The sequence below is a fragment of the Haliea sp. genome, assembly GCF_040221975.1.
Taxonomy (GTDB): domain Bacteria; phylum Pseudomonadota; class Gammaproteobacteria; order Pseudomonadales; family Halieaceae; genus Haliea.
Genome location: NZ_JAVJWR010000032.1, coordinates 77,938 through 100,325, shown reverse-complemented (window position 1 = coordinate 100,325; position 22,388 = coordinate 77,938). Strand labels below are relative to the sequence as shown.

Here is a 22,388-nt window from a genome sequence, read left to right as displayed (position 1 = left end):
GGCGCTTGGTAGGGCCGCCGCCAGCACCTATACTGAGCCGCAGGGACAAGAGCGGAGGACAAGAACATGGCTGCACGCTTCGATGTGCTGTTTGCGGGGCAACTGCTTGAGGGTTGCGATGCGGCCACGGTACGCGCCAACCTCGGCCGCCTGTTCAAGGCCGACGAGGCGACCCTGGAGAAACTGTTCAGCGGCAAACCCCAGATCCTGAAACGCGATGCGGATGAAGCAACAGCCCGCAAGTACCAGCAGGCGCTGGAGAAAGCGGGCGCCAGGGCCGAGCTGCGGCCCTGCAATGCGGCAGAGACCGCAGCTGCCGCAGCAGCCACTGCGGCGCCGCAATCCGGCCTCGCACTGGCACCGGCAGGCACGGAGGTACTTGCTCCCGAAGAGCGGGCAGCAACTGCTGCACCCACGGTCCACGCCCCCACCCTGGATGTCGCCGCGGTCGGCGAGCGCCTTGCAGAACCTGCACCGCCGGCACCGCCAGCGCCCGATACCAGCCATCTGACCCTGGGAGAGGCGGGCGAGGACATTCCCGGCCTGGCCGGACCGGCACCGGTCGCAGTAAACATCAGCGCCAGCCTTGCGCTGGAGCCAGAGGGGGGCGATTTCAGCGACTGCGCCCCACCGCCGGCGCCGACCCCCGCAATCGACCTCTCGCACCTGGAACTTGCAGCAGCAGGTGCTGATGTCCTGGAGGAGCAGTATCGCAAGCGGGATACCGCGACAGCGCCGGACACCAGCGGTCTCAGTCTTGAGGAATCCTCTCGGGGAGATTGACCACCACACGCAGACCGGGTTCGTTATCTTCCAGAGCGATGGTGCCGTGATGGTAGTGGACGATGGCCTGCACCAGGCTCAGGCCCAGACCATGGCCCGGCTGTTCGCTGCGACTGGACTCGACCCGATAGAAGCGGCGGAACACATTCCTGTGCTCCGTCGGGTCGATACCCGGCCCTGAATCAGCGACCACAATCTCTACGTTACCGCGGCTCGCCGCCAGCGCCACCTCAATGCTGCCACCGGCTGCAGTGTACTTGATGGCGTTGTCCAGAAGATTGGCACACATCTGGAACAGGAGGTCGCTGTCGCCAGCGCACTCCACTCCATCCGCCAGCGCCAGGCGCAGGTCGACCTGCTTGTCATTGGCCACCGGCTCATACAATTCCGCCAGGTCCTCCAGCAGCCCCGAGAGGGCCACCCGGGCCTGTACCGGCGCGCGACTGCCAGACTCCAGGGCCGAGATCCGCAACAGGGCATTGAACGAGGACAGCAGGTTGTCACATTCCTCGATGATCCGGTCAACTTCGTCCTGGCCGGCAGGGTCGAGCCGCTGGCGCAGCTGGCTGAGCTGGTTGCGGATGCGTGTCAGCGGGGTGCGCAGGTCGTGGGCGATATTGTCCGAGACCAGCTTCACCCCCTGCATCAGTGAGCCTATCTGGTCCAGCATCTGGTTCATGGCCCGGGCCAGCTCGCGCGGGTAGCCCTTCTTGCCCTCGACCGAAAGACGCTTAGAGAGGTTGCCGCGAACAATGCCCGACAGTTCCGTATTCAGGCGCTCAAAGCGATGCAGTGTGGTCGCGGCGCTGAAGAATCCACCGGCAATGCCCAACAGCAGGGTCGCGATCATCGCCCGGAACAGGGTCACGAAGACCAGGCCACCGCTGGCCACCGCGTCGGCGTAGTTGCGCGCCACCAGGGCTGCATAGCCGTCGCCCAGCGGCTCACGGCGAGCAAGGAAATCCACGTCAACGGTTTCGCCCCAGTTGAGGAGCGCAATCTGGAACCCCAGCCAGCCGCCGGAAAATTCGCGGTAGCGCGGGGTCTGGGCGAGATCGCCTGCCACCCTGTTGCCTTCCGCGTCAACAATCAGGTAGCTGTAGCGCCCTATGGTGGGCAGGTTGCGTTGATCCGCAAGGTACTGTTCCACCCCTGCCAGCCCCTGGCCGTTGTATACCAGCTGCAGCGCCTCCAGTTCATCGAGGATCGAGGAGCGCAACTCGGTGAAGTAGTCGTAGCTGAAATAGACGTAGAGCACAGCCAGCAGCAGGAATACCGTGGCACTGAGTACGGTGACGTACTTGACGATGTAGCGAAACGTGAGGCTGTTCAGGACATCCAGGATGCGCATGGGGGTCAGCCGCCGCTCAGGCAGTAGCCGGCGCCACGCACCGTCGCCAGCAGCGGCGGGGAAAAATCACGATCGATCTTTTGCCGCAACCGCGATACATGCACATCGATGACATTGGTCTGGGGATCGAAATGGTAGCCCCAGACATGCTCCAGCAACATGGCCCTGGTCACCACCTGGCCTGCATTGCGCATGAGATATTCGAGCAGCTTGTACTCGCGGGGCTGCAGCGTCAGCAGTTCGCCCCGCCGCCGCACTTCCTGGCTCAGCAGGTCCATCTCGAGGTCGGCGACCTGGAGGCGGGTCGGCACCTCGCCGCCGGCCTGGCTGCTGCGACGACAAAGGATCTCCAGGCGCGCCAGCAGCTCGGCCATGGCAAAGGGCTTGACCAGGTAGTCATCGGCGCCGCAGTGCAGCCCCTGGACCCGATCATCCACGTCCCCCAGCGCACTCAGGATCAACACCGGCGTGTCATCACCCTCCTGTCGCAGGGTACGCAGCAGCGCCAGGCCATCGAGTCTGGGCAGCATCCTGTCCACCACCAGCACATCATGATAGTCCGCGCGGGCAGCATCGAGACCGCTGTCGCCATCCGCGCAATGCGTGCATTCATGCCCCGCCTGCGCCAACTCGGAGACAATAAAGTCCGCGACGGCACGATCGTCTTCCACCAACAGCACTTTCATCTCGCGCAACCCGTTATTATCATGCCCAGGCAATTTAGCACTGGCGGAGTCCCCGGGACAATTTACAATCCGGTAATACGCACCCCGGGCACCAGGCTTCCGGGTACGCTGTCGGCACTGCCGCTCACTGCCTGAACCAGACCATGGGAACTTCGATGCAGGACTCCGCCACTCTGGCCCCTCCCCCGCTGCTGCGGCGACTCGCGGCCATGCTCTACGATACGTTGCTGGTGATCCCGTTTATCGGCGTGACCATCGCCGCCGCCACCGCAGTGGAAATGTGGCTGCTGAACGCCGGCACTGACGGTGACTACTACCAGATGCACCCCCAGCTGGTGCAGGCGCTCAGCCTTGCCTGTGTCATCGTCTTTTTCGCCGCGTTCTGGCGCAAGAGCGGCCAGACCCTGGGCATGCAGGCATGGCGAGTAAAACTGGTAGACGACGCCAGTGGGGAGAGCCCCGGCACGGGCCGCTGCGTGCTGCGTTGCCTGGCCGCGCTGGTATCCCTGGCCCCGGCGGGCCTGGGCTACTGGTGGTGCCTGGTAGACAAGCGCAAGCGCTATTGGCACGACCACCTGAGCGGCACCCATCTGGTGCTGCTGCCGAAACCACCCAAGGGTGGCGACCAATCGGGCTAACGGGTTCTCGCCAGCAGCACGAAGCCCGCGGCCATACACAGCAGGATGGGGGCCAGGGCGGCATACAGCGGTGAAAACCCGAACACCAGGCTGGCCGGCCCCAACAGGTCCTGGCTGATCTGGAAAACCACGCCTACCAGGACGCCGATAAAAATGCGCAAGCCCATGGTCCCGTCCCGCAGCGGCCCGAAAATAAAGGCGATCGCCACCAGCACCAGGCCAGCGATTGATACCGGCTGCAGCAGTTTGCGCCAGAGGGCGAGCTCGAAGTCGTCTGCATCCAGGCCCTGCTGCTGCAGATAGCGACTGTAGCGATAGAGATCCGTCAGCGGCAGTCGCTCTGGCGCCACCACCTCCATGACCAGCAACTGCGGTGTAATACCGGTATCCCAGCGCAGGCTCTCGTGCCGTGTCTGGGTGGTTTCCCAGCTGCTGAAATCGGTTTTTACTGCCTGCTCCAGCTGCCAGTGATCGCCGGCATGGACAGCGCGCTGGGCACGCAGTGCAGACTGCATGCGGCGCCGGTCATCGAACTGCAGCAGAGTGACACCGTGGACCACTCGCTCGCTCTCCATGGCATTGAAGTGCAGGAAAGAGTTCCCCTCCCGGTTCCAGATGCCGTAACGGCCCGCCACCCCTTCGCCGGGGTTCTGCGCCATGGCCCGCCGGCTCTGGGCCAACTGCTCTGCCGGGGGCGCCACATATTCCCCCAGCAGGAAACCCGCCAGTGCCACCAGCAGTGCAGACTTCATTACGATCACCACCAGCCTGGCAACGGAGACGCCGGCACTGCGCATGATAATCAACTCACTGGCACTGGCCAGCTGACCGAGGCCGACGAGACAGCCGATCAGGGCCGCAAAAGGCATGTACTCATACAGACGACCGGGAATGGTCAGGGCGATATAGAGCGCGATCTCGACAAAACCGTAGCTGGCGCTGACATCACCGGACTCGTCGATAAAGGCCGACACCACATCGACGCCAACGATCACCAACAGCACCATCATCATGGCTGCGAATACGGAGCGCCCAATGTAGCGATCAAGCAGCCGCATGGGTGACCTCCCGGCGACGGCGCTGCCACACCCGGCGCCGGAGACTGTCGCCGTAAAGCAACCACAGGGCCAGCCCCAGGTACAACAAGTGCACGCGCCAGAGCACCAGCAGACCCGCGCCAGCCTCCATCGCCGCCCTGGCATTGGTCAACAGCACCAGATATACCAGGTAGAGCGCGAAAGCAGGTGCCATCTTGATGTAGCGTCCGCGCCGATGGTCGGTACGGCTGAGGCAGAGGGCAATAATCGCGACGATCGGCACGGTAACGGGCAGGGACAGGCGCCAGTGCAGGGCGGCGATGTCTTCCGGCGCTTCTGATTTCAACAGCGATGCCGTGGACCGGCCATCCACCCGGGGTACGCTGCGAATGCTGCCCTCCGGCTCCGGAATTCGCTCGCCGAAGGTTGCAAACTGTATCACCTGGTAATCGCGATGCCCGGGCAGGCCCTGGTAACGATAGCCATCACGGAGCTCCAGATAACGGGCCCCGGTACGGGTATCAAGGACAATCTCGCCCTCAGCTGCCACCGTCACCGTCAGTTGCGGGCGACTCTCGCCGGGAGGCGATTGCTGCGACAGAAATACGCCGCGCATGAGACCGGTGTCGGGCGCAATGGTTTCTGCATAGCTGACCAGGTTGCTGCCGCTGCGGGTCTGGAACCGGCCGGAGGCCAGGGTCTGCAGCCCCTGGGACTTTTCCGGGTCATCCAGCAGTGCGGAAGAGCGGGCAGCACCCATCGGCGTCACCAGCAGGCTCAGCCCGGTCACCACAACCATGATCAACAGCGCCGGCACCAGGGTATAGGCGGCCAGCCGGGAAGGACTCACGCCACAGGCTGACAGGACCACCATCTCGCTCTCGACATAGAGCCGCCCATAGGCCATCAGAATGCCGATAAACAGCCCCAGAGGCAGAATCAGCTCAAGAAAGCCCGGGAGCCGGTAGAACATGACCGGCAGCAATATGTCACCAGCCAGGTTGCCAACGGCGGCCTCGGCCAGGTATTTGACGAAGCGACCGCTGAAGATGATAACCAGCAGCGTGAAGCTGACGGCTACCGTATGCAGCAGAACATCGCGTGTGAGGTATGCCAGGATTTTCATGCGAGCCCGGGTTAAAGCGCCAGCGATCGCCCGGAGAAGAGCAACACCAGCTGTTCAGTTTCATCGCCCATCATCATACACTAGCGCCCTGACACCCGCCCACGAAAACTGACAGGGATACCTGATGAGCAAACTGACTTTTACTGCACGCACCATTAGTGACATCGCCAAGGCCAAAACCCAGTGCGCCATCGTGCCGGTTTACGGCAGCCAGCTGTCTTCGGCAGCGCAGGCCCTGGACAGCGCCAGCAGTGGCAGTCTCGACACGGCGCTCAAGCTCGGCGACTTCAAGGGCAAGGCCGGCCAGACCCTGATGCTGCCCGGTGTCGGCGGTGCCGCGAGAGTACTGCTGCTGGGCTGCGGCGAGCAGGCAAAGTTTGACCAGAAGGCTGCCCGCGAAACCCTGCAGGGCCTGAACAGCGCACTCGGTGCCAGCAGCGCCAACGAAGCCCTGTTCCACATCGCCGACCTGAACTCTGCCACGGTCACCCCGGACTGGCTGCTGGAACTCCTGTCCCGCAGCCTGGTCAGCAGCAGCTACCGCTACTCGGCCACCGTCACCAAGCCCAAGGATCCCCTGGCCTTGAACAAGCTGGTCGTCAATCCCGGCGACACGCTGGCGGTAAAAGCGGCGCAGCTGGCGCTGGACACCGGGGCCGCAGTAGGACGCGGCATCAATTACACCCGTGAGCTCGGCAACCTGCCCGGCAACATCTGTACTCCGAGCTACCTCGCCAGCGAAGCCCGCAAGCTGGCTCGAGGCAACAGCAAGGTTCGAACCCAGGTGCTGGAAGAGAAAAAAATGCGCGAACTGGGCATGGGCGCCCTGCTGTCGGTCTCGGCCGGCAGTGACGAACCCGCCAAGCTGATCGTCATCGAATACAAGGGCGGCAAGTCCGGAGATGCGCCCCAGTTACTGGTCGGCAAGGGCATCACCTTCGACTCCGGCGGCATCTCCCTCAAGCCCGGCGCCAAGATGGACGAGATGAAATACGACATGTGTGGCGCGGCCGGCGTGCTCGGCACCCTGCAGGCCGTGATTGAAATGGCGCTACCCCTAAATGTCACCTGCATTATTGCAGCGGCGGAAAACATGCCCAGCGGCCGCGCCACCAAGCCCGGCGACGTTATTACCAGCATGGCGGGCAAGACCATTGAGGTCCTGAATACGGACGCCGAGGGCCGGCTGGTGTTGTGCGATGCCCTGAGCTACGCCAAGCGCTTCAAGCCCGCGGCTGTGGTCGATCTCGCTACCCTCACCGGAGCCTGCGTGATCGCGCTGGGTTCGCACGCCTCCGCGGTTTATGCCAACAATGAAGAGCTGGCTGCCAACTTGCTGGCTGCCGGCGAGACCAGCCATGACCGCGGCTGGCGCATGCCCCTGTGGGACGATTACCGCAAGCAGCTGAAAAGCAACTTTGCCGACCTCGCGAATATCGGCGGTCCCGAGGGTGGCAGTGTCACCGCTGCCTGCTTCCTGTCCCAGTTCGCCGAGGACTATCCCTGGGCTCACCTCGACATCGCCGGTTCTGCCTGGAACAGCAGCCCCAAGGGCGCCACCGGCCGGCCCGTGGCGATGCTGGCCCGCTACCTGCAGGATCGGGCCGCGGAGCAGGGCACCTCGGGCCGGGGTGGACAGAAGAAGGCCACCCCACGGAAGGCCGCCCCACGGAAGGCCGCCGCCAAGGCTTCCAGCTGACATGACCCGGGTCGGGTTCTACGTGGTACAGGCCGCCGATCAGACCCGGCGCCTGCACGTGGCTGCCCGCCTGGCTGACAAGGCCTTCCAGCGCGGCCACCGGATTTTCATCAACGCCGACAACGAAGACCAGGCCCGGACGCTGGACACCCTGCTGTGGGAGTTCCGGCCCGGCAGCTTCCTGCCGCACGGCCTCCCCGGGGAACCGGGCTCGGAGCTGATCGCCATTGGCTGGGGTGAGGAACCCGGGGGTCACGACGACCTGCTGATCAATCTGCAACGTGTCATTCCCTCATTTTTCAGCCGCTTCCACCGGGTCGCCGAAGTGGTGACCCAGGACCCGGAAACTCTCGCAGCTTCGCGCGCGTCCTGGCGTTTCTACCAGTCCCGTGGCTACGAATTGGAAAAGCACGACCTCACCGGCGTATAATCCCGCTCTTTTTGCAGCCGGACACCTCTAGCGATGGAAAAGACCTTCCAACCCGCCAACATCGAAACCCGCTGGTACGAGTACTGGGAACAGCAGGGGTATTTCCGGCCCCGTGGTGGTGAACACGCCTACAGCATCATGATCCCGCCGCCCAACGTGACCGGCAGCCTGCACATGGGGCATGGCTTCAACAATGCAATCATGGACTGCCTGATCCGCTACCACCGCATGCAGGGGGACAACACCCTGTGGCAGGTCGGCACCGATCATGCCGGGATCGCTACCCAGATGGTGGTGGAGCGGCAACTGGCGGTTGCGGGTGTGTCCCGCCACGATCTGGGCCGGGAGGCCTTTTTGGAAAAGATCTGGGCGTGGAAAGCCGAGTCCGGGGGCAACATCACCCGCCAGATCCGTCGCCTGGGCTCATCGGTGGATTGGTCCCGGGAGCGCTTCACTATGGACGAGAGCCTCTCCAATGCGGTGCGGGAAGTGTTCGTGCGTCTCTACGACGAGGGCTTGATCTACCGCGGCAAGCGCCTGGTGAACTGGGACCCGGTGTTCAATACTGCGATCTCGGATCTCGAGGTCCTGAACGAGGAGGAACAGGGGTCTCTCTGGCACCTGCGCTACCCCATAGAAGGGGAGGACGGCCAACTCGTGGTTGCCACTACGCGGCCCGAAACCGTGCTCGGCGACACCGCCGTGGCAGTACATCCGGAGGATGAACGCTATCGCCACCTGGTCGGCAAGCAGGTGCGCCTGCCGATCACCGGGCGCCTGATCCCCATTGTCGCCGACGACTATGTGGACCGTGAATTTGGCTCCGGCTGCGTGAAGATCACGCCCGCGCATGACTTCAATGACTACGAAGTAGGCAAACGTCACAATCTGCCGCTGATCAACGTGCTCGATCGCAACGGCTGCATCCTCGGCGAGTTCACTGTACTGACCTTTACTGGTTACGCCACGGCACACGGCGAAAAAGGGCCGGAGCAGTACGCTGGCCAGGACCGTTTCGACGCGCGCAAGCAAATTGTCGCCGAGTTCGAGCAGCTGGGGCTGCTGGAGAAGATTGAACCTCACACGCTGAAGGTGCCCCGGGGCGACCGCTCCGGCGCAGTGATCGAGCCCTGGCTGACCGACCAGTGGTATGTGAAGGTGGACGAGTTGGCCAAACCCGCCATCGACGCAGTTGAGGACGGCCGCATCCAGTTTGTCCCGAAACAGTACGAGAACATGTATTTCGCCTGGATGCGCAATCTCCAGGACTGGTGTATCAGCCGCCAGCTGTGGTGGGGACACCGGATTCCGGCCTGGTACGACAGCCACGGCAAAGTCTATGTCGGCCGCGACGAAGCCGAAGTTCGCAGCAGATACAAGCTGGATGCCGACACCAGCCTGCAGCAGGACGACGACGTACTCGACACCTGGTTCAGCTCCGCGCTGTGGACCTTCTCTACCCTGGGCTGGCCGGAGGACACCAAGGACCTGCAGACCTTCCACCCCACCAGCGTGCTGGTAACCGGCTTCGACATCATCTTCTTCTGGGTGGCGCGCATGATCATGATGAGCATGCACTTCCTCAAGCACCCTGACGGCAGCCCCCAGGTACCCTTCCGCACCGTGTATGTCCACGGCCTGGTGCGGGACTCCCAGGGCCAGAAGATGTCCAAATCCAAGGGCAACGTCCTCGATCCGATAGACCTGATCGATGGTATTGAGCTCGAGCCTCTGGTACAGAAGCGCACCGCCGGCATGATGCAGCCGCAGCTGGGGAAAAAGATCGCCCAACAGACCCGCGACGAGTTTCCCGAAGGTATCGCCGCCTATGGCACCGACGCCCTGCGCTTCACCTTCTGCTCGCTGGCCTCCACCGGCCGCGACATCAAGTTTGACATCGGGCGCATCGACGGTTACCGGAACTTCTGCAATAAAATCTGGAATGCGGCCCGCTATGTACTGATGAACTGCGAGGGCCAGGACTGCGGCAGCGATCCCGCGCTGCCTGTCACCCTGAGCCTCGCCGACCGCTGGATCGTCTCCCGCCTGCAGCAGACCGCCCGGGAGGTAGAGCACGCCATCAACCAGTACCGTTTCGACCTGGCCAGCCAGGCGCTGTACGAATTCATCTGGAACGAATACTGCGACTGGTACCTGGAGTTGTCCAAACCGGTACTGTGGGACGAGAGCGCCAGCCCCGAGCTCCAGCGCGGCACCCGCCGCACCCTGATCACGGTACTGGAAGCGTGGCTGCGACTGCTGCACCCCTTCATGCCCTTCATCACCGAGGAGATCTGGCAACGGGCTGCACCGCTGGCTGGTGTCGAAGGCCCCACCATCATGCTGCAACCCTACCCGCGCTGTGACGAGTCCGCCGTGGACACTGCGGCGAATGCAGATATAGAATGGCTGAAAAGCGTGATCCTGGGCGTGCGCAACATCCGCGGGGAAATGAATGTGCCTCCGGGCCGCTCCCTGGCCCTGCTTTGTCGCCATGGCGGCGACAGCGACAGGAGACGCTTGCGGGAAAACACCGCCTTCCTGACGAAGCTGGCCCGGCTGGAAAGCATTGAGTGGTTACTGCCGGAAGCAGAGGCCCCGGTTGCAGCGACAGCGCTGGTCGGTGAACTGGAACTGCTGGTACCCATGGCGGGGCTTATTGACAAGGACAGCGAACTGGCCCGGCTGGGGAAGGAAATCGAGAAGCTGGAGAAAGAGCAGGCACGACTGCAGGGCAAACTGGGCAACAGCAGTTTTGTCGACAGGGCCCCCGCGGAGGTCGTGGCCAGGGAACGGGACAAACTTGCGGCGCAGCAACAGGCTCTGGAAAAGCTGCGCCGGCAGGAGGAACACATTCGCCGGTTGTGACTCGGCAGCCGGATGGGCGAAATTCAGCACCCCGCTGCGGTAACGTCGCGGGGAATAATAAAAAGCAGCAGGCTACACCGAGGAAAGCGGTATGAGTGAACGTGTGAGCGGCACGGTGAAGTGGTTCAATAACGCCAAGGGGTTCGGTTTTATCACCCGGGAAGAAAGCAGCGACGATGTTTTCGTGCACTTTCGTTCCATTCAGGGGGATGGTTATCGCACCCTGAACGAGGGTCAAGTCGTTGAATTCAGTCTTGTCGAAGGGCCCAAGGGCCTGCAGGCTGAGGACGTGCAAAAGCTGTAGCACAGCAACTCGCGGTAACAACCGGCTGTCGAGCCCGTTGGCACCGCCACAAGGCTACTGTGTTCACCCTGTTATTCAGGCGCCGGCTGTGCTTGCGCCGCGGCGGGCCTTTGTGTCTTTTCACCACAGCACCACCATTACCAACTTAGCCATTACCACAAGAGGGCAACAATGCAGTTCAGCGCCAGGTTAATTATCAGTATTGTGATCGCGGCCGCGGTCTCCACCATCGCCACCTTCCTGCAGGGAGGCCAGTTTCCGGACCTGGCCCTCCTCGCCACCTTTACCATCGCCACTGTCGGCACTGCCCTGGCGGTTGGCCTTGTACCTGCCGACAAGGACGCCAAAGCCGCCAGCCCCAGGCGTGCCAGCGGGGCGCCCGCTTCGAAACCCGGCAGCACAGGCAACCGGGAACAGGGGACCGTCAAGTGGTTCAATTCCGCCAAGGGATTCGGCTTCATCACCCGCGATGACGGCGACGAGATCTTTGTCCACTTTCGTTCCATTCGCGGCGAAGGCCGCCGCAGCCTCCAGGACGGCCAACGGGTAGCCTTCCACACTGCCAGCAGCAAGAAGGGGCCGCAGGCCGAAGACGTGGAAATCCTGGGCAAGGCCAGCTGAGGTGGCCAGCGAGCGCAGATTCCGCGGCATGATCATGCCCACCACGTCGCACCCTGCCATCCGTCGGGTCCGGCGCCAGGGCAGTCAGCCCAGCATCCACGGCAACAAGCTGTGGAAATCCAGCTGTCTGCTACTCGATTATCTCGGCAAGCATACCCCCGAACACCACGGGCGGGTGCTCGACGTAGGCTGCGGTTGGGGCATTGCCGGACTCTGGTGTGCGGCCAAACTGGGTTCCGAGGTCACTTCCATGGACGCCGACCCGGATGTGTTTCCCTACCTGGATGCCGTCGCCGCGCTCAACGGTGTCAGCAGCCGCCATCTGGTCAGGCGCTTCGAGCAGCTGACCACACGCGAACTGGCACAGTACGACATGCTCATCGCCGCCGACATCTGCTTTTGGGATGAGTTGGTGAAGCCGGTCACCAACCTGGTAAACCGCGCGCTAAAAGCCGGCGTCAAGCACGTTGTCATCGCCGACCCGGAGCGCTCGACCTTCCTGGAGATGGCCCAGACCTGCGTCGATCGCCACTGCGCGGAACTGCTGCCCTGGCGCTGCCGCGGCAGTGTCGAGGCTCGCGGTGCGCTCATGGTGATCGAAAACGCCTGAGCGCCTCGGGGTCCAGGTAGCGGTAGTTGCGCTCGACCTCCGCGGTGGCCACCGCAGTCCCGGCCTCGAATCGCGGCCGGAACCGGGTTGCGAGCAGCCTCCGGTACAGGCGCATGGCGAAACCCTTCTCGCTCTCCTCCGCAGCCACCGTTTCAATATCCTGCGGGCGCCCTTCCGCGGTAACAGCAAAGCGCGCAGATACACGCACGCCGCCCGCCCCGGGATCACGGGAAAAGGTACCGTTGTCCGGCAGTTCCACCGGGCTGCCAAACCACTCCTGCAGCCGGCCCTCCTGGCGGGTTGTCTGCAGGAAGCTGACCACCTGCCGGTAATCCTCGCCGGCCTGTCCGCGGACACCATTCCACTGGTGCCAGTCCGCCAGCGCCAGCAGTGCCTGCGCCCGCAGCCTTGTATCCACCAGGGCGGGCGAGTCAATGAAGTCGACGAGCAGCTCACTGCCTCGCGCTACCGCAGTGCGCTGGACATTCGCCAGGCGTTGCTCATGGACATCCATTTCCTGCATGGGCTCGCCGCGAAAAGGTGCTGCCGAGGTAAATCCGCGTGTCGCGCTCACCGTGCGGGGGGTTGCCAGCGCCTGCACCAGATACAGGTTGCGCAGCTGGCTGTCCAGCAGCTGCCAGTAGCCCGCCACGTCCTGTACCGGGTCGGCAGCGGCCAGCAACTGCTCATTGGCCTCGTACAGGCGCAGCAGGCGGCGGTGGTCACTGCTATCGAGCTGTCGTCGCAGCGCCTCCCGCTGCCAGCGGAAGTATTCCACCGCAGATTCCACGTCCATCTGGCCCGAAGTGGCCGCGAGCCGGAAAAAATACTCGTAGCGTGCATCCAGCGCCTGCCAGTCACCAAGACTGCGGTGGACGGCGAACAGGTTGCGCAGCAGCGGTATCTGGTTGTCACTGTAGAGTCCTTCATTGATCCGGAGAACATGCAGCGCCCGCTGGTAGAGCTGTCCCGCCTGTTCCGCGTCTCCCGCTTCCTGCAGGAAGCGCCCCATATCCATCAGCGGTTCCGCCAGGGCCGCGGCATAGGGCCCCTGCTCCTGCTCCAGTTCGAGCAGGCGCTCGCGCTGGGCCGCCACCGCTACCGCCTGCCCCTGCCGTGGCGGCTTCGGCAGCAGCGCCACCGGGGCTTCGTCGGGCCAGTATCGGTCCAGGCGCACAAAATCGCGCCCGTAAGTCGCAGCCGGGGCGGCCGCAGCAGCGTTGGCCAGCAGCACTGCCAGCAACATCGCGGCGGCCAGCTGCCGGACATTCAGCCATGGAGTCATCACTTCTTCCTGCCCTGAGTCGGGAGGGCTGCTCGGTAGAGCAACCGGTAGCTTAATGATATAACGGCCGCAGACATTACACACTGATAGCCCTGGTGCGCAAACAGGGCGGGACCGCAACCACATGAAGCAACTTGGCATCCTCGACTCCGCATTCATCAACATGGAGCAACCCAACACCCCCCAGCACGTGGGCTCGCTGGGAATCTATGATCCTTCGACCGCTCCCGGCGGCAAGGTTCGCTTCAAGCAGGTGATTGCCACTTTCGAGCGGCGTCTCGCCAACCAGCCGCTGTTTCGCACCCGGCTGGTGCGGGTTCCCGGGGGACTGGACCGTCCCTACTGGGTCAAGGACGCGCGTTTCGATGTCGAATTTCACCTGCGCCATATTGCCCTGCCGAAACCGGGAGACTGGCGCCAGCTGTGCATCCAGGTAGCCCGCCTGCACTCCCGCCCCCTGGACATGGGCAGGCCCCTTTGGGAGGCCTGGATCATTGAAGGTCTGGACCGGATACCGGGGCTGCCAAAGGGCAGTTTCGCCATCTATACCAAGATTCATCACTCCCTGGTCGATGGCATGGCGGGCACCAGCATCGTCGCCCTGATTCACGACCTGGTCGCCGACCCGCAGGCCGCCGCGACAGAGGTCGAACCGGCGAAGCTGGTGGATCCGCAGCCCAGTGTCGCTGAACTGCTGGCGCGAGCTTCGATCAACGGTATCCGCAACGTCGCCGGTGTGGTCAGCGGTGGGCTCAGCACCTCGGCCCAGCTCGCCCGCTATCTTACAGCGATATTGCGCAAAGAGGTTCCGCCCCCGGAGATCAGCGCACCCAAAACCCGGTTCAACCGACCGGTGGGACCGCATCGGGTGTTCACTGCCGCCGAGTTCAGTCTGGAGCGTATCCGGGCCATCAAGGACGCGGCCGGCGTCAAGGTCAATGATGTCGCCCTGGCCATCACCGGCGGCGCCCTGCGGCGCTATCTGATCGAGCTGGATGAAGCTGCGGAGACTGCGTTGGTGGCGACAATCCCCCTGAACATGCGCACCCGTCGGGACAGCAGTGAAGACAACAACCAGGTGGGTTCGGTGTTCGCGTCCCTGCACACTGACATCGCCGACCCGACGCAAAGGTTGCAATCCATTCACCGGAGCGCGATCGAGGCACAGCGCTCGGGCGAAGCCAGCCCCATGGTGGACGTACTCAAACTGGCGGGCGTGTTTGCCCCCGCGCTGACCCGGCCAGTGCTGGGGTTCTGGGCACGCAATCACCTGTCGAGCTACATGCCGGTCAATGTCACCACCGTGGTCTCCAACGTAGCCGGACCGGACTTCCCGCTCTATTGCGCCGGCGCGCGACTGGTGGACTACTACGGTCTGGGTGTACTCACCCCGGGGCTGGGCATCTTCCACATGTTTTTCAGCTATTGCGGCAAGGTAACCATCTCCGTGCTCGCGGATCGCGAGATGCTGCCCCAGCCAGAGCGCTACAAGGCCTGCCTGGAGAGCGCTCTTGAGGAGTTGGAGACCGCAATTCTGCCGCGTCCGGACAGACGCCGCAGACAAAAAAAACCCGCCTCGCGGCGGGTCTGAAATTACAGCCTGTCTGGACCTGGACGGGCCCTTCCGGGTACTCCTGCCCGGAAGGATTTGTCGCATGAGAAAATTTTAGGCAAACCACCAATATATATCCAATGTATTTTTGTTATGATCCTCATGAATTGAAATCATGTAGTAGCGATGGATACCCTCAATCTCCACAAAGTTGACCTGAACCTGCTGGTTGCCCTGCAGGCCCTGCTGGAAGAGCGCAGCGTTTCTCGGGCCGCGGAGCGGCTGCACATCACCCAGCCGGCCATGAGCAAAACCCTGGCCCGCCTGCGGGACCTCTTTGGCGACCCACTGTTCACCCGCAGCAATCGCGGGATGCAGCCCACGCCCCGCGCCCGGGAGCTGGCCACCGAGCTCGGGGTCGTGCTCCACGACATTACCCGGCTGGTATCGGGCTCGCGTTTCGATCCCTATACCTACAGCGGTGAAATCACCTTCGCCCTCTCCGAGTATGTGGGGGTAGCCCTGCTGCCAGGCCTGATCCGGCGTCTGCACCAGTATGCCCCGAGACTTTCAATCCGCACCATTACCCGGGTGGAAAACCAGCTCGGACAGTTGGCCACCGGGAGTCTCGATTTTGCCATCCACATCGCCCAGGCCCACTATCCCGAGGAATTCCGGACCCAGGTGCTGGGTACCGCGCCACCCGCGATCCTGGTGCGCGAGGGCCACCCCCTGACTCACGGCGAGATCACCTGGGAGCGGCTGGCGCTGTACCCGGTGATTCGGGTTTACGTGCCCGATCTCGAACAGGTCGAGCTGGCCCGGACTTCCGAAGCGTTCATGCGCGTGCGCCACCCGCAACAGGGATCGCTGGAAACCTCGCACCTGATGACCGCGATGGAGGTGCTGCGCAGCACCGACTACTTTCTGCCCGGTCCTGCCTATGTGCTGCAGAACTCCCATGCCACCGACGGCATTGTGGCGCTGCCGACGCCGCCCGGGAGCGAGTACACCCTCAAATACATGCTGGTGGCCCACAGGCGCACCAGCCACTCCGCCATGCACTGCTGGCTCTGGGACCAGGTGCTGGACACCATCCGGGCCATGGCCGCGGAAAACACGGCGGCCCAGCGAGTCCGTTATCCTGCTATGCTGTCGCCCCTGAACCCGCCCTGAACCTCAGCTTTCCGGACAGACAATGAGCACCAGCAAGCGACGCGACATCCCGATCTACGCGACCCCGCTGATTGAAACCCATTGCCACCTCGATTATCTGGACCAGGAGCAACTGGCACAGACCCTGGCCCGCGCGCGCGAAGTCGGCATTGAACGCATCGTGACGATTGCGGTATCGGCTGCCAACCTCGACCGGGTATTTGCCCTGACACGGGCTGCGGAGGACATCTGGGGCACCCAGGGTATTCATCCGCACGAGGCGGAGAGTTACAACAACAACGTGGCCAACACCATCCGCGGGCGCGGCAGCGATCCCCGCATCGTTGCCGTCGGCGAAATCGGTCTCGACTACTTCTACGACCATGCCGACCGGGCGGTACAGCGCCGGGTATTCGCCGCACAATTGGCGCTGGCGGTGGAACTGAACCTGCCAGTGGTCATCCATACCCGCGAAGCCGACGACGATACCCGCGCCATTCTCGGCGAATTCAGTCGCGACCTCGGCCGCAAGGGCGTGATTCACAGCTTCACCTCGGGCCTGGCGCTGGCGGAATTCTGTCTCGACGAGGGATTCATGCTGGGTTTCAACGGCATCACCACCTTCAACCGGGCCGACAACGTGCGGGAAGTGGTGGCCGCTACTCCGCTGGACCAGCTGGTGCTGGAGACCGACTCGCCCTACTTGACCCCCGTACCCTACAGGGGCCGCCCCAATGCTCCGTTCTACCTGCCCTTTGTCGCCGAGCGGGTAGCCGAGGTCAAGCAGGTGCCGGTTGAGGATCTTCTGCGTGCAGTCCGCCACAACAGCCTGGCGCTGTTTTTCCCGGCGGCGCTGAGCTGATTGGCGCCGGCGTTGACGAGAGTGACTGGAAAGCACAGTTGGCCCGGAAATTTGCCCCGGAAGCCTGAACCCAAAGGCAGTCGATGTTAAACTGCCGCCTTTTTCGCGGGCGTTCAGCCTGCCTGGATGACAGGACGCTATGGACTATATTGTCGGCCAACGCTGGGTCAGCCACGCGGATGCCCAGCTCGGGCTGGGAGTCATTGTTGAAGTAGAGCCGCGACGGGTAACCTTGAGCTTCCCCGCCGTTGGCGAAGAGCGCACCTACGCCGCGGAAAACGCTCCGCTGACGCGCCTGCGCTTCAAGGAGGGGGATCACATTTCCACCTCGGGCAACCTGGAGCTGGTGGTCACCGAGGTCGAAGAGAGTGGCGGCCTGCTGCTGTATACCGGCATGGATCACCACGAGCAGTCGGTGACGGTATCCGAGCTGGAACTGGATGCCTTCGTGCAGATCACCACCCCCCAGCAGCGTTTGCTGAACGGTCACTTTGACAAGACCAGCGATTTCGCACTGCGCGTGGCCACACTGAACCAGCTCGATCGCCTGCAGCGCTCGCCTGCCCGGGGACTGATGGGGTCCCGCACCAGCCTGCTGCCACATCAGGTCTACATCGCCAATGAAGTCGGTCAGCGTCACGCGCCACGGGTCCTGCTCGCGGACGAGGTCGGTCTGGGCAAGACCATCGAAGCGGGCATGATCCTGCACCAGCAGCTGTTGACCGGGCGCGCGGCCAGGGTGCTGATCCTGGTACCACAGACCCTGCTGCACCAGTGGCTGATAGAAATGCTGCGGCGTTTCAACCTGCATTTTTCGCTGTTTGACCAGGAGCGGCTGCAGGAGCTGTCCGCGGTCGACGAGTTTGGCGACGAGGCGCTGCCGGAACTTGACGAATTCAACCCGTTCGAAAGCGAACAGCTGGTGCTGTGCAGCCTGGACCTGTTCCGGGAATTCCCGCAGCATCAGCTGCAAGCCCTGACCGCTCCCTGGGACCTGGTGGTTGTGGACGAGGCTCATCACCTGCACTGGTCGCCGGAAGCACCGGGCGAAGACTATCGTTTCGTCGCCGCCCTCGCCCGCCAGAGCCCTGGCCTGCTGCTGCTGACGGCGACGCCGGAACAGGTCGGCATCGACAGCCATTTTGCCCGGCTGCAACTGCTGGACCCGGAGCGCTTTCATTCGCTGGATGCCTTCCGGGCGGAGGAGCAGCAATACCGCCACTGGAGCGAGATGGCACAACAGCTGGAGCGGGGCGAAATCCCCCCGGACCTGCCGCCCGGGCTGGACCCGGCCAGCCCCAGTGAGGTTTTGATCGAGCAGATTCTCGACCGCCACGGCACCGGCCGCGTCATGTTCCGCAACACCCGGGCCGCCATCAGCGGCTTCCCGCAACGGGTCATGCACCGCTATCCGCTGCCGACTCCGGACGCCTACAGCCATGCCAACAGCGATGTGCTGGAGGCCCTGCATCCGGAATCCCCCTATCACGATGACAGCTGGCTAGCCTTCGACCCGCGGGTCACCTGGCTGGAGCAGACCCTGAAACAGCTGCGCCCGGAAAAGGTGCTGGTGATCTGCGCCCGCGCTGCCACTGCCGTCATGCTGGAACACTACCTGCACCTGCGTGCCGGGATCCGCTCCGCTGCTTTTTACGAGGGGCTGTCCATCATTGAGCGGGATCGCGCCGCCGCCTACTTTGCCGATGACGTTGCCGGCGCCCAGACCCTCGTCTGCTCGGAAATCGGCAGCGAAGGGCGCAACTTCCAGTTTGCCCACCACCTGGTCCTGTTTGACCTGCCCTTGAACCCCGACCTGCTGGAGCAGCGCATCGGCCGTCTCGACCGCATTGGCCAGACCGAGGATGTGCAAATCCATGTGCCCTATCTGCAGGGCAGCGCCCAGGAGACGCTGCTCGACTGGTACGACCGCGGCCTCGACCTGTTCCACGAGAGCTGCTCCGCGGGCACCCTGATCTTCGATCGCTTCGAGGAACGCTTGCTGGCACAGTTGCGCGGGCGCAGTGCCGACTTTGAGGACCTGCTGGTCGACACCGCCGCTTTCACTGTGGACACCCGTCGCGAGTTGCGCGAAGGACGGGATCGCCTGCTGGAGCGCAACTCATGCAAGGCGGATGTGGCCGCCGCGGTCATCGCTGAAATCGAGGCCAACGAAGACAGCGACAAACTGCAGGTCTATCTCGAGTCACTCTGTGATGCCTACGGTGTCGAGCACGAACATCACTCCGAGCACACCTTCATTCTGCGTCCTACCGATCACATGCTCACCGGCCACTTCCCGGGGCTGGAGGAGGAAGGCACCACCGTCACCTTCTCCCGCGACAAGGCACTGACCCGGGAAGATATCGCGTTCCTGACCTGGGAACATCCCATGCTGGTGGAAGCCATGGACATGATGCGCTCCACGGAGCTGGGTAACGCCGCCCTGGGTACCATCAAGCTCAAGGGCATAGCGCCCGGCACCATGCTGCTGGAGAGCATCTTTACCATCAACTGCGTGGCGCCCCGCGCCCTGCAGCTGGAGCGCTTCCTGCCGCTGTCACCCCTGCGGCTGCTGGTGGATGCACGCGGCAAGGACCTGGCCGGGCTGGTCCCACACGAGCGCCTCAACGGCCTGGTGGAGAGGGTAAACAAGAGCACCGCCCTGGCCATCATCAAGCAGGTCCAGCCGGACGTCGACGCCAAGATGCTGCTGGCAACAACGCTTGCCGAAAAACAGCTGGCACCCACCCTGGCGGACGCGGAAGCGCGGATGCGCGAGGATCTGGGAGCCGAGCGGGAGCGGCTGCAGGCTCTGCGGGAGGTCAACCCCTCCATCCGCCAGGAAGAACTGGACCACCTCGATTACAAGATCGAGGAATGCGCCATCCATATTCAACACGCCGGCCTGCAGCTGCAGGCACTGCGCCTTATCATTACCACCTGAGCGACATTCACCAGAGAATACAAGGTATCGACTCATGACAACGTTGTATCGCTTCATTACGGGACTGGCATTGACACTGGTGGCAGCGGTTGCCGCCGCGGACTACGTCGATACCACCCATGCGTTCCGGGAACAACCCGCCAGCGAGCCGGACACCCTGGTGGTGCTGGTGCCGCTCAACAGCACCGACGGTCTGCCGGAATGGGGCGAGGCGACTCGCGAGCACTTCAGCCGTGCCCTCGCCGCCCAGGATTTTGACGGCAGCATGACCCAGCAGCTGGAAATCCTGGCGCCAGTGGGCCTGCCCGTAGACCGCCTGATTGCCGTCGGCCTGGGGGAGGCCGCAGAGCTTGCCCGCGCCGATGCCGAGATAATGGGCGCCAGCCTCGCCAATTACCTGAATCTGGGCAAGGCTGGATCGGTACAGGTCCAATCTGCCCTGATCCCTGACCCCAGGCTGAACACGGCTATCGTCAGCGCGATCGCTCACGGCGTCGACCTGGTGAACTACCGCTTCGACCGGTTCAAGACCGAGGCAGAGCCGCGGCCGACGCAATCCTATGAATGGCTGGTGGCGGATCAGGAACAGGCTGGCAGGGCCTGGGACCAACTCAACGCCCTGGCGCAGGGTGTGTTTACCGCCCGCGAGCTCACCAACCTGTCCGCCAGCGATGGCAACCCGGCTGCCTTCGCGGAATACGTGCGCCAGCGGCTGCAGCCGCTGGGAGTCAAGGTCACCATCCTCGGTCCGCAGCAGGTGCTGAAAGCGGGCATGGGCGCCCTCTACGGGGTCAGCAAGGGCAGCCAGCACGGCGCTCATCTGCTCATTGCCCACTGGCGCGGCAGCGATGATCCCCCTGTTGCGCTGGTGGGCAAGGGTATTACTTTCGACAGCGGTGGCTACAACCTGAAGACCGACGCAGCATCCATTCTCGCCATGACCGGCGACAAGGCCGGCGCCGCCGCCGTGGCCGGCACCCTGGAAGCACTGGCGCGGCAGAAGGCAGCGTTCAATGTCGTCGGCATAATGCCGCTGGCGCAGAACGCCATCTCCGGCACTGCCCAACTGCCAGGGGATGTTGTGACTGCAGGCAACGGCATGACAATTGAAATCGTGAATACCGACGCCGAGGGCCGCCTGGTCCTCGCGGATGGCATCTGGTATGCACGCGAGCACTTCCAACCGCAGGTCATTGCCGATATCGCCACCCTGACCGGCTCCAAGGTCCGCGCCCTGGGACGCGACTACGCGGCGGTGTTCAGCGAGGAGGAGGAACTCATCGAAACCCTGAAGACCGCCGGCGAACTGACCCGGGAACGGGTCTGGCAGCTACCGCTGGGGCCCTATGAAAAAATCATCGACAGCACGATTGCCGACATGAAGAACAGTGGCCAGCCAGGCGCCCAGGCCGGCGCGGTCTTCCTGCAGCGCTTCGCCGGTGACACGCCCTGGATCCATATCGACATGGCCGGCAATGGCCGCTACGAAGACACCAGCCAGCCGCCGCTGATCGGCGCTACGGGTTACGGTGTACGCCTGCTGACAGAGTGGGTGAAGCTGTACGCGGAATAGCGATATTGGTGAGGTGGCGCACTATGGGCGGCGTGTTTATCGCGCCGCCGCCATCTCTGTCACGGGCTCAGGAAGCCGCAACCAGCCCGCCGTCCAGAACCAGCACGTGGCCCGTTACCCAGGCGGAGGCCCTGGAGCTCAGGTAAATTGCGGTACCGGCTGCGTCTTCTGGCGCACCCATGCGGCTGATGGGAAACGCCTTGACCATTTCTTCCTCGTGCCCCGCCATGTGCGCGGTCATCTTGCTGGGAAACAGGCCCGGCGCGATGGCGTTGACATTCACCCGCTCCCGCGCCAGCTCGGCGCCCATATGCCGGGTAAGGTGGTGCACCGCAGCCTTGCTCGCGGTATAGCTGTAGTTCTGCATGTGGCTGTTGGTGATGCCGTTCACTGAACCGATGTTGATGACCCGGGCCGGATCCGTATCCGTGCCCGCCGCCCGCAGCGCCGGCAGCAGTTGCTGGGTGAGGAAGAAGATGGACTTGACGTTGAGGTCCATGACCTTGTCCCAGCCATTCTCGGGAAACTCATCGACACTGGCGCCCCAGGTGGCACCGGCGTTGTTCACCAGGATATGCAGCTCCGGCTCACGCTCGCGGATCTCTGCGACAAAGCGGGTGGCACCTTGCACGGTCGACAGGTCCGCGACCAGGGCGATGCACTCCCCCTGCCGTGACAGCGACGCCGCCGTCGCCTGCAGTTCGTCTTCCCGGCGCGCAGTGATGTAGGTGCGCACGCCGTTGGCGACAAAACCCTCGGCGATCATGGCACCAATGCCGCGCGAGCCTCCGGTCACCACCGCGACCTTGCCACTCACATCAAACAGGTTCCTCATCGTTATTCTCCGGTTAAACGGGTTGGTAG

At 63.4% G+C, this 22,388-nt stretch carries 18 protein-coding genes and 1 pseudogene; 13 read left to right on the top strand and 6 right to left on the bottom strand.

The annotated features are described in order from the left end of the window. Nucleotides 1–66: 66 nt before the first annotated feature. The gene (locus RLO07_RS15035) at nucleotides 67–783 is read left to right on the top strand and encodes a hypothetical protein (RefSeq protein WP_462292958.1); all 717 of its coding nucleotides are present in this window, start codon (nucleotides 67–69) and stop codon (nucleotides 781–783) included. On the opposite strand, the gene RLO07_RS15030 is transcribed toward RLO07_RS15035, so the two are convergent. Together RLO07_RS15030 and RLO07_RS15025 are read right to left on the bottom strand one after the other, a co-directional pair. Then, a complete protein-coding gene (locus RLO07_RS15030) occupies nucleotides 752–2,134 on the bottom strand; it encodes a sensor histidine kinase (RefSeq protein ID WP_462292957.1) in 1,383 nt (460 codons plus the stop codon). The genes RLO07_RS15035 and RLO07_RS15030 overlap by 32 nt on opposite strands. Before the next feature lie 5 nt (nucleotides 2,135–2,139). Beyond that, on the bottom strand, nucleotides 2,140–2,820 hold the full coding sequence (locus tag RLO07_RS15025; protein ID WP_462292956.1) for a response regulator transcription factor: 681 nt from the start codon (nucleotides 2,818–2,820) through the stop codon (nucleotides 2,140–2,142). Between the two features lie 143 nt (nucleotides 2,821–2,963). Between RLO07_RS15025 and RLO07_RS15020 the strand changes: the two genes are divergently transcribed. Beyond that, nucleotides 2,964–3,458: an RDD family protein gene (locus RLO07_RS15020; RefSeq protein WP_462292955.1), complete on the top strand. Its 495-nt coding sequence runs from the start codon at nucleotides 2,964–2,966 to the stop codon at nucleotides 3,456–3,458. Here the strand turns inward: RLO07_RS15020 and lptG are convergent. Both lptG and lptF read right to left on the bottom strand, forming a co-directional pair. Further along, nucleotides 3,455–4,516: an LPS export ABC transporter permease LptG gene (gene lptG, locus RLO07_RS15015; RefSeq protein ID WP_462292954.1), complete on the bottom strand. Its 1,062-nt coding sequence runs from the start codon at nucleotides 4,514–4,516 to the stop codon at nucleotides 3,455–3,457. The two genes, RLO07_RS15020 and lptG, sit on opposite strands and share 4 nt — an antisense overlap. Next, nucleotides 4,503–5,621 carry an LPS export ABC transporter permease LptF gene (gene lptF, locus RLO07_RS15010; RefSeq protein ID WP_462292953.1) on the bottom strand — a complete coding sequence of 373 codons (1,119 nt, stop codon included), beginning with the start codon at nucleotides 5,619–5,621 and terminating at the stop codon, nucleotides 4,503–4,505. The genes lptG and lptF overlap by 14 nt, the downstream gene beginning before the upstream one ends. Nucleotides 5,622–5,745: 124 nt before the next feature. On the opposite strand from lptF, the gene RLO07_RS15005 reads away from it, so the two are divergent. The 6 genes and pseudogenes from RLO07_RS15005 to RLO07_RS14980 all read left to right on the top strand — a co-directional run bounded on the left by RLO07_RS15005 (nucleotide 5,746) and on the right by RLO07_RS14980 (nucleotide 12,153). Then, a complete protein-coding gene (locus RLO07_RS15005; protein WP_462292952.1) occupies nucleotides 5,746–7,320 on the top strand; it encodes a leucyl aminopeptidase in 1,575 nt (524 codons plus the stop codon). Between the two features lies 1 nt (nucleotide 7,321). Beyond that, nucleotides 7,322–7,750 (top strand): DNA polymerase III subunit chi, encoded by a 429-nt coding sequence (locus RLO07_RS15000; RefSeq protein ID WP_462292951.1) that lies wholly within the window; start codon nucleotides 7,322–7,324, stop codon nucleotides 7,748–7,750. A gap of 33 nt (nucleotides 7,751–7,783) precedes the next feature. Next, complete coding sequence (locus tag RLO07_RS14995) at nucleotides 7,784–10,618, top strand: valine--tRNA ligase (RefSeq protein ID WP_462292950.1); 2,835 nt, start codon at nucleotides 7,784–7,786, stop codon at nucleotides 10,616–10,618. 91 nt (nucleotides 10,619–10,709) lie between these two features. Next, complete coding sequence (locus tag RLO07_RS14990; RefSeq protein WP_462292949.1) at nucleotides 10,710–10,922, top strand: cold-shock protein; 213 nt, start codon at nucleotides 10,710–10,712, stop codon at nucleotides 10,920–10,922. 408 nt (nucleotides 10,923–11,330) lie between these two features. Then, a pseudogene (locus tag RLO07_RS14985) lies at nucleotides 11,331–11,543 on the top strand (cold-shock protein); the annotation flags it as partial. A 1-nt stretch (nucleotide 11,544) separates the two neighbouring features. Further along, nucleotides 11,545–12,153: a class I SAM-dependent methyltransferase gene (locus tag RLO07_RS14980; protein WP_462292948.1), complete on the top strand. Its 609-nt coding sequence runs from the start codon at nucleotides 11,545–11,547 to the stop codon at nucleotides 12,151–12,153. On the opposite strand, the gene RLO07_RS14975 is transcribed toward RLO07_RS14980, so the two are convergent. Continuing rightward, nucleotides 12,131–13,438, bottom strand: coding sequence for a hypothetical protein (locus RLO07_RS14975; protein WP_462292947.1), 1,308 nt, complete (start codon nucleotides 13,436–13,438; stop codon nucleotides 12,131–12,133). The genes RLO07_RS14980 and RLO07_RS14975 overlap by 23 nt on opposite strands. Nucleotides 13,439–13,562: 124 nt before the next feature. On the opposite strand from RLO07_RS14975, the gene RLO07_RS14970 reads away from it, so the two are divergent. The 5 genes from RLO07_RS14970 (at nucleotide 13,563) to RLO07_RS14950 (ending at nucleotide 21,524) form a co-directional block, all read left to right on the top strand. Next, complete coding sequence (locus RLO07_RS14970; RefSeq protein WP_462292946.1) at nucleotides 13,563–15,029, top strand: WS/DGAT/MGAT family O-acyltransferase; 1,467 nt, start codon at nucleotides 13,563–13,565, stop codon at nucleotides 15,027–15,029. Between the two features lie 147 nt (nucleotides 15,030–15,176). After that, a complete protein-coding gene (locus RLO07_RS14965) occupies nucleotides 15,177–16,166 on the top strand; it encodes a LysR family transcriptional regulator (RefSeq protein WP_462292945.1) in 990 nt (329 codons plus the stop codon). Nucleotides 16,167–16,188: 22 nt separating this feature from the next. Further along, on the top strand, nucleotides 16,189–17,007 hold the full coding sequence (locus tag RLO07_RS14960) for a TatD family hydrolase (RefSeq protein WP_462292944.1): 819 nt from the start codon (nucleotides 16,189–16,191) through the stop codon (nucleotides 17,005–17,007). Nucleotides 17,008–17,146: 139 nt separating this feature from the next. Continuing rightward, nucleotides 17,147–19,951: an RNA polymerase-associated protein RapA gene (gene rapA / locus RLO07_RS14955; RefSeq protein WP_462292943.1), complete on the top strand. Its 2,805-nt coding sequence runs from the start codon at nucleotides 17,147–17,149 to the stop codon at nucleotides 19,949–19,951. A 34-nt stretch (nucleotides 19,952–19,985) separates the two neighbouring features. Continuing rightward, nucleotides 19,986–21,524, top strand: coding sequence for a leucyl aminopeptidase family protein (locus RLO07_RS14950; RefSeq protein ID WP_462292942.1), 1,539 nt, complete (start codon nucleotides 19,986–19,988; stop codon nucleotides 21,522–21,524). Nucleotides 21,525–21,591: 67 nt separating this feature from the next. Here the strand turns inward: RLO07_RS14950 and RLO07_RS14945 are convergent, their stop codons facing one another. Further along, entirely contained in the window at nucleotides 21,592–22,359 is a 768-nt protein-coding gene (locus tag RLO07_RS14945; protein WP_462292941.1) for an SDR family NAD(P)-dependent oxidoreductase, read from the bottom strand. Nucleotides 22,360–22,388 lie beyond the last annotated feature (29 nt).

Bases quoted from the DNA above. Each gene is read 5' to 3' on its own strand.
- RLO07_RS15035 (WP_462292958.1), top strand. From the start codon at position 67: ATGGCTGCACGCTTCGATGTGCTGTTTGCGGGGCAACTGCTTGAGGGT.
- RLO07_RS15030 (WP_462292957.1), bottom strand. From the start codon at position 2,134: ATGCGCATCCTGGATGTCCTGAACAGCCTCACGTTTCGCTACATCGTC.
- RLO07_RS15025 (WP_462292956.1), bottom strand. From the start codon at position 2,820: ATGAAAGTGCTGTTGGTGGAAGACGATCGTGCCGTCGCGGACTTTATT.
- RLO07_RS15020 (WP_462292955.1), top strand. From the start codon at position 2,964: ATGGGAACTTCGATGCAGGACTCCGCCACTCTGGCCCCTCCCCCGCTG.
- lptG (WP_462292954.1), bottom strand. From the start codon at position 4,516: ATGCGGCTGCTTGATCGCTACATTGGGCGCTCCGTATTCGCAGCCATG.
- lptF (WP_462292953.1), bottom strand. From the start codon at position 5,621: ATGAAAATCCTGGCATACCTCACACGCGATGTTCTGCTGCATACGGTA.
- RLO07_RS15005 (WP_462292952.1), top strand. From the start codon at position 5,746: ATGAGCAAACTGACTTTTACTGCACGCACCATTAGTGACATCGCCAAG.
- RLO07_RS15000 (WP_462292951.1), top strand. From the start codon at position 7,322: ATGACCCGGGTCGGGTTCTACGTGGTACAGGCCGCCGATCAGACCCGG.
- RLO07_RS14995 (WP_462292950.1), top strand. From the start codon at position 7,784: ATGGAAAAGACCTTCCAACCCGCCAACATCGAAACCCGCTGGTACGAG.
- RLO07_RS14990 (WP_462292949.1), top strand. From the start codon at position 10,710: ATGAGTGAACGTGTGAGCGGCACGGTGAAGTGGTTCAATAACGCCAAG.
- RLO07_RS14975 (WP_462292947.1), bottom strand. From the start codon at position 13,438: ATGACTCCATGGCTGAATGTCCGGCAGCTGGCCGCCGCGATGTTGCTG.
- RLO07_RS14970 (WP_462292946.1), top strand. From the start codon at position 13,563: ATGAAGCAACTTGGCATCCTCGACTCCGCATTCATCAACATGGAGCAA.
- RLO07_RS14965 (WP_462292945.1), top strand. From the start codon at position 15,177: ATGGATACCCTCAATCTCCACAAAGTTGACCTGAACCTGCTGGTTGCC.
- RLO07_RS14960 (WP_462292944.1), top strand. From the start codon at position 16,189: ATGAGCACCAGCAAGCGACGCGACATCCCGATCTACGCGACCCCGCTG.
- rapA (WP_462292943.1), top strand. From the start codon at position 17,147: ATGGACTATATTGTCGGCCAACGCTGGGTCAGCCACGCGGATGCCCAG.
- RLO07_RS14950 (WP_462292942.1), top strand. From the start codon at position 19,986: ATGACAACGTTGTATCGCTTCATTACGGGACTGGCATTGACACTGGTG.
- RLO07_RS14945 (WP_462292941.1), bottom strand. From the start codon at position 22,359: ATGAGGAACCTGTTTGATGTGAGTGGCAAGGTCGCGGTGGTGACCGGA.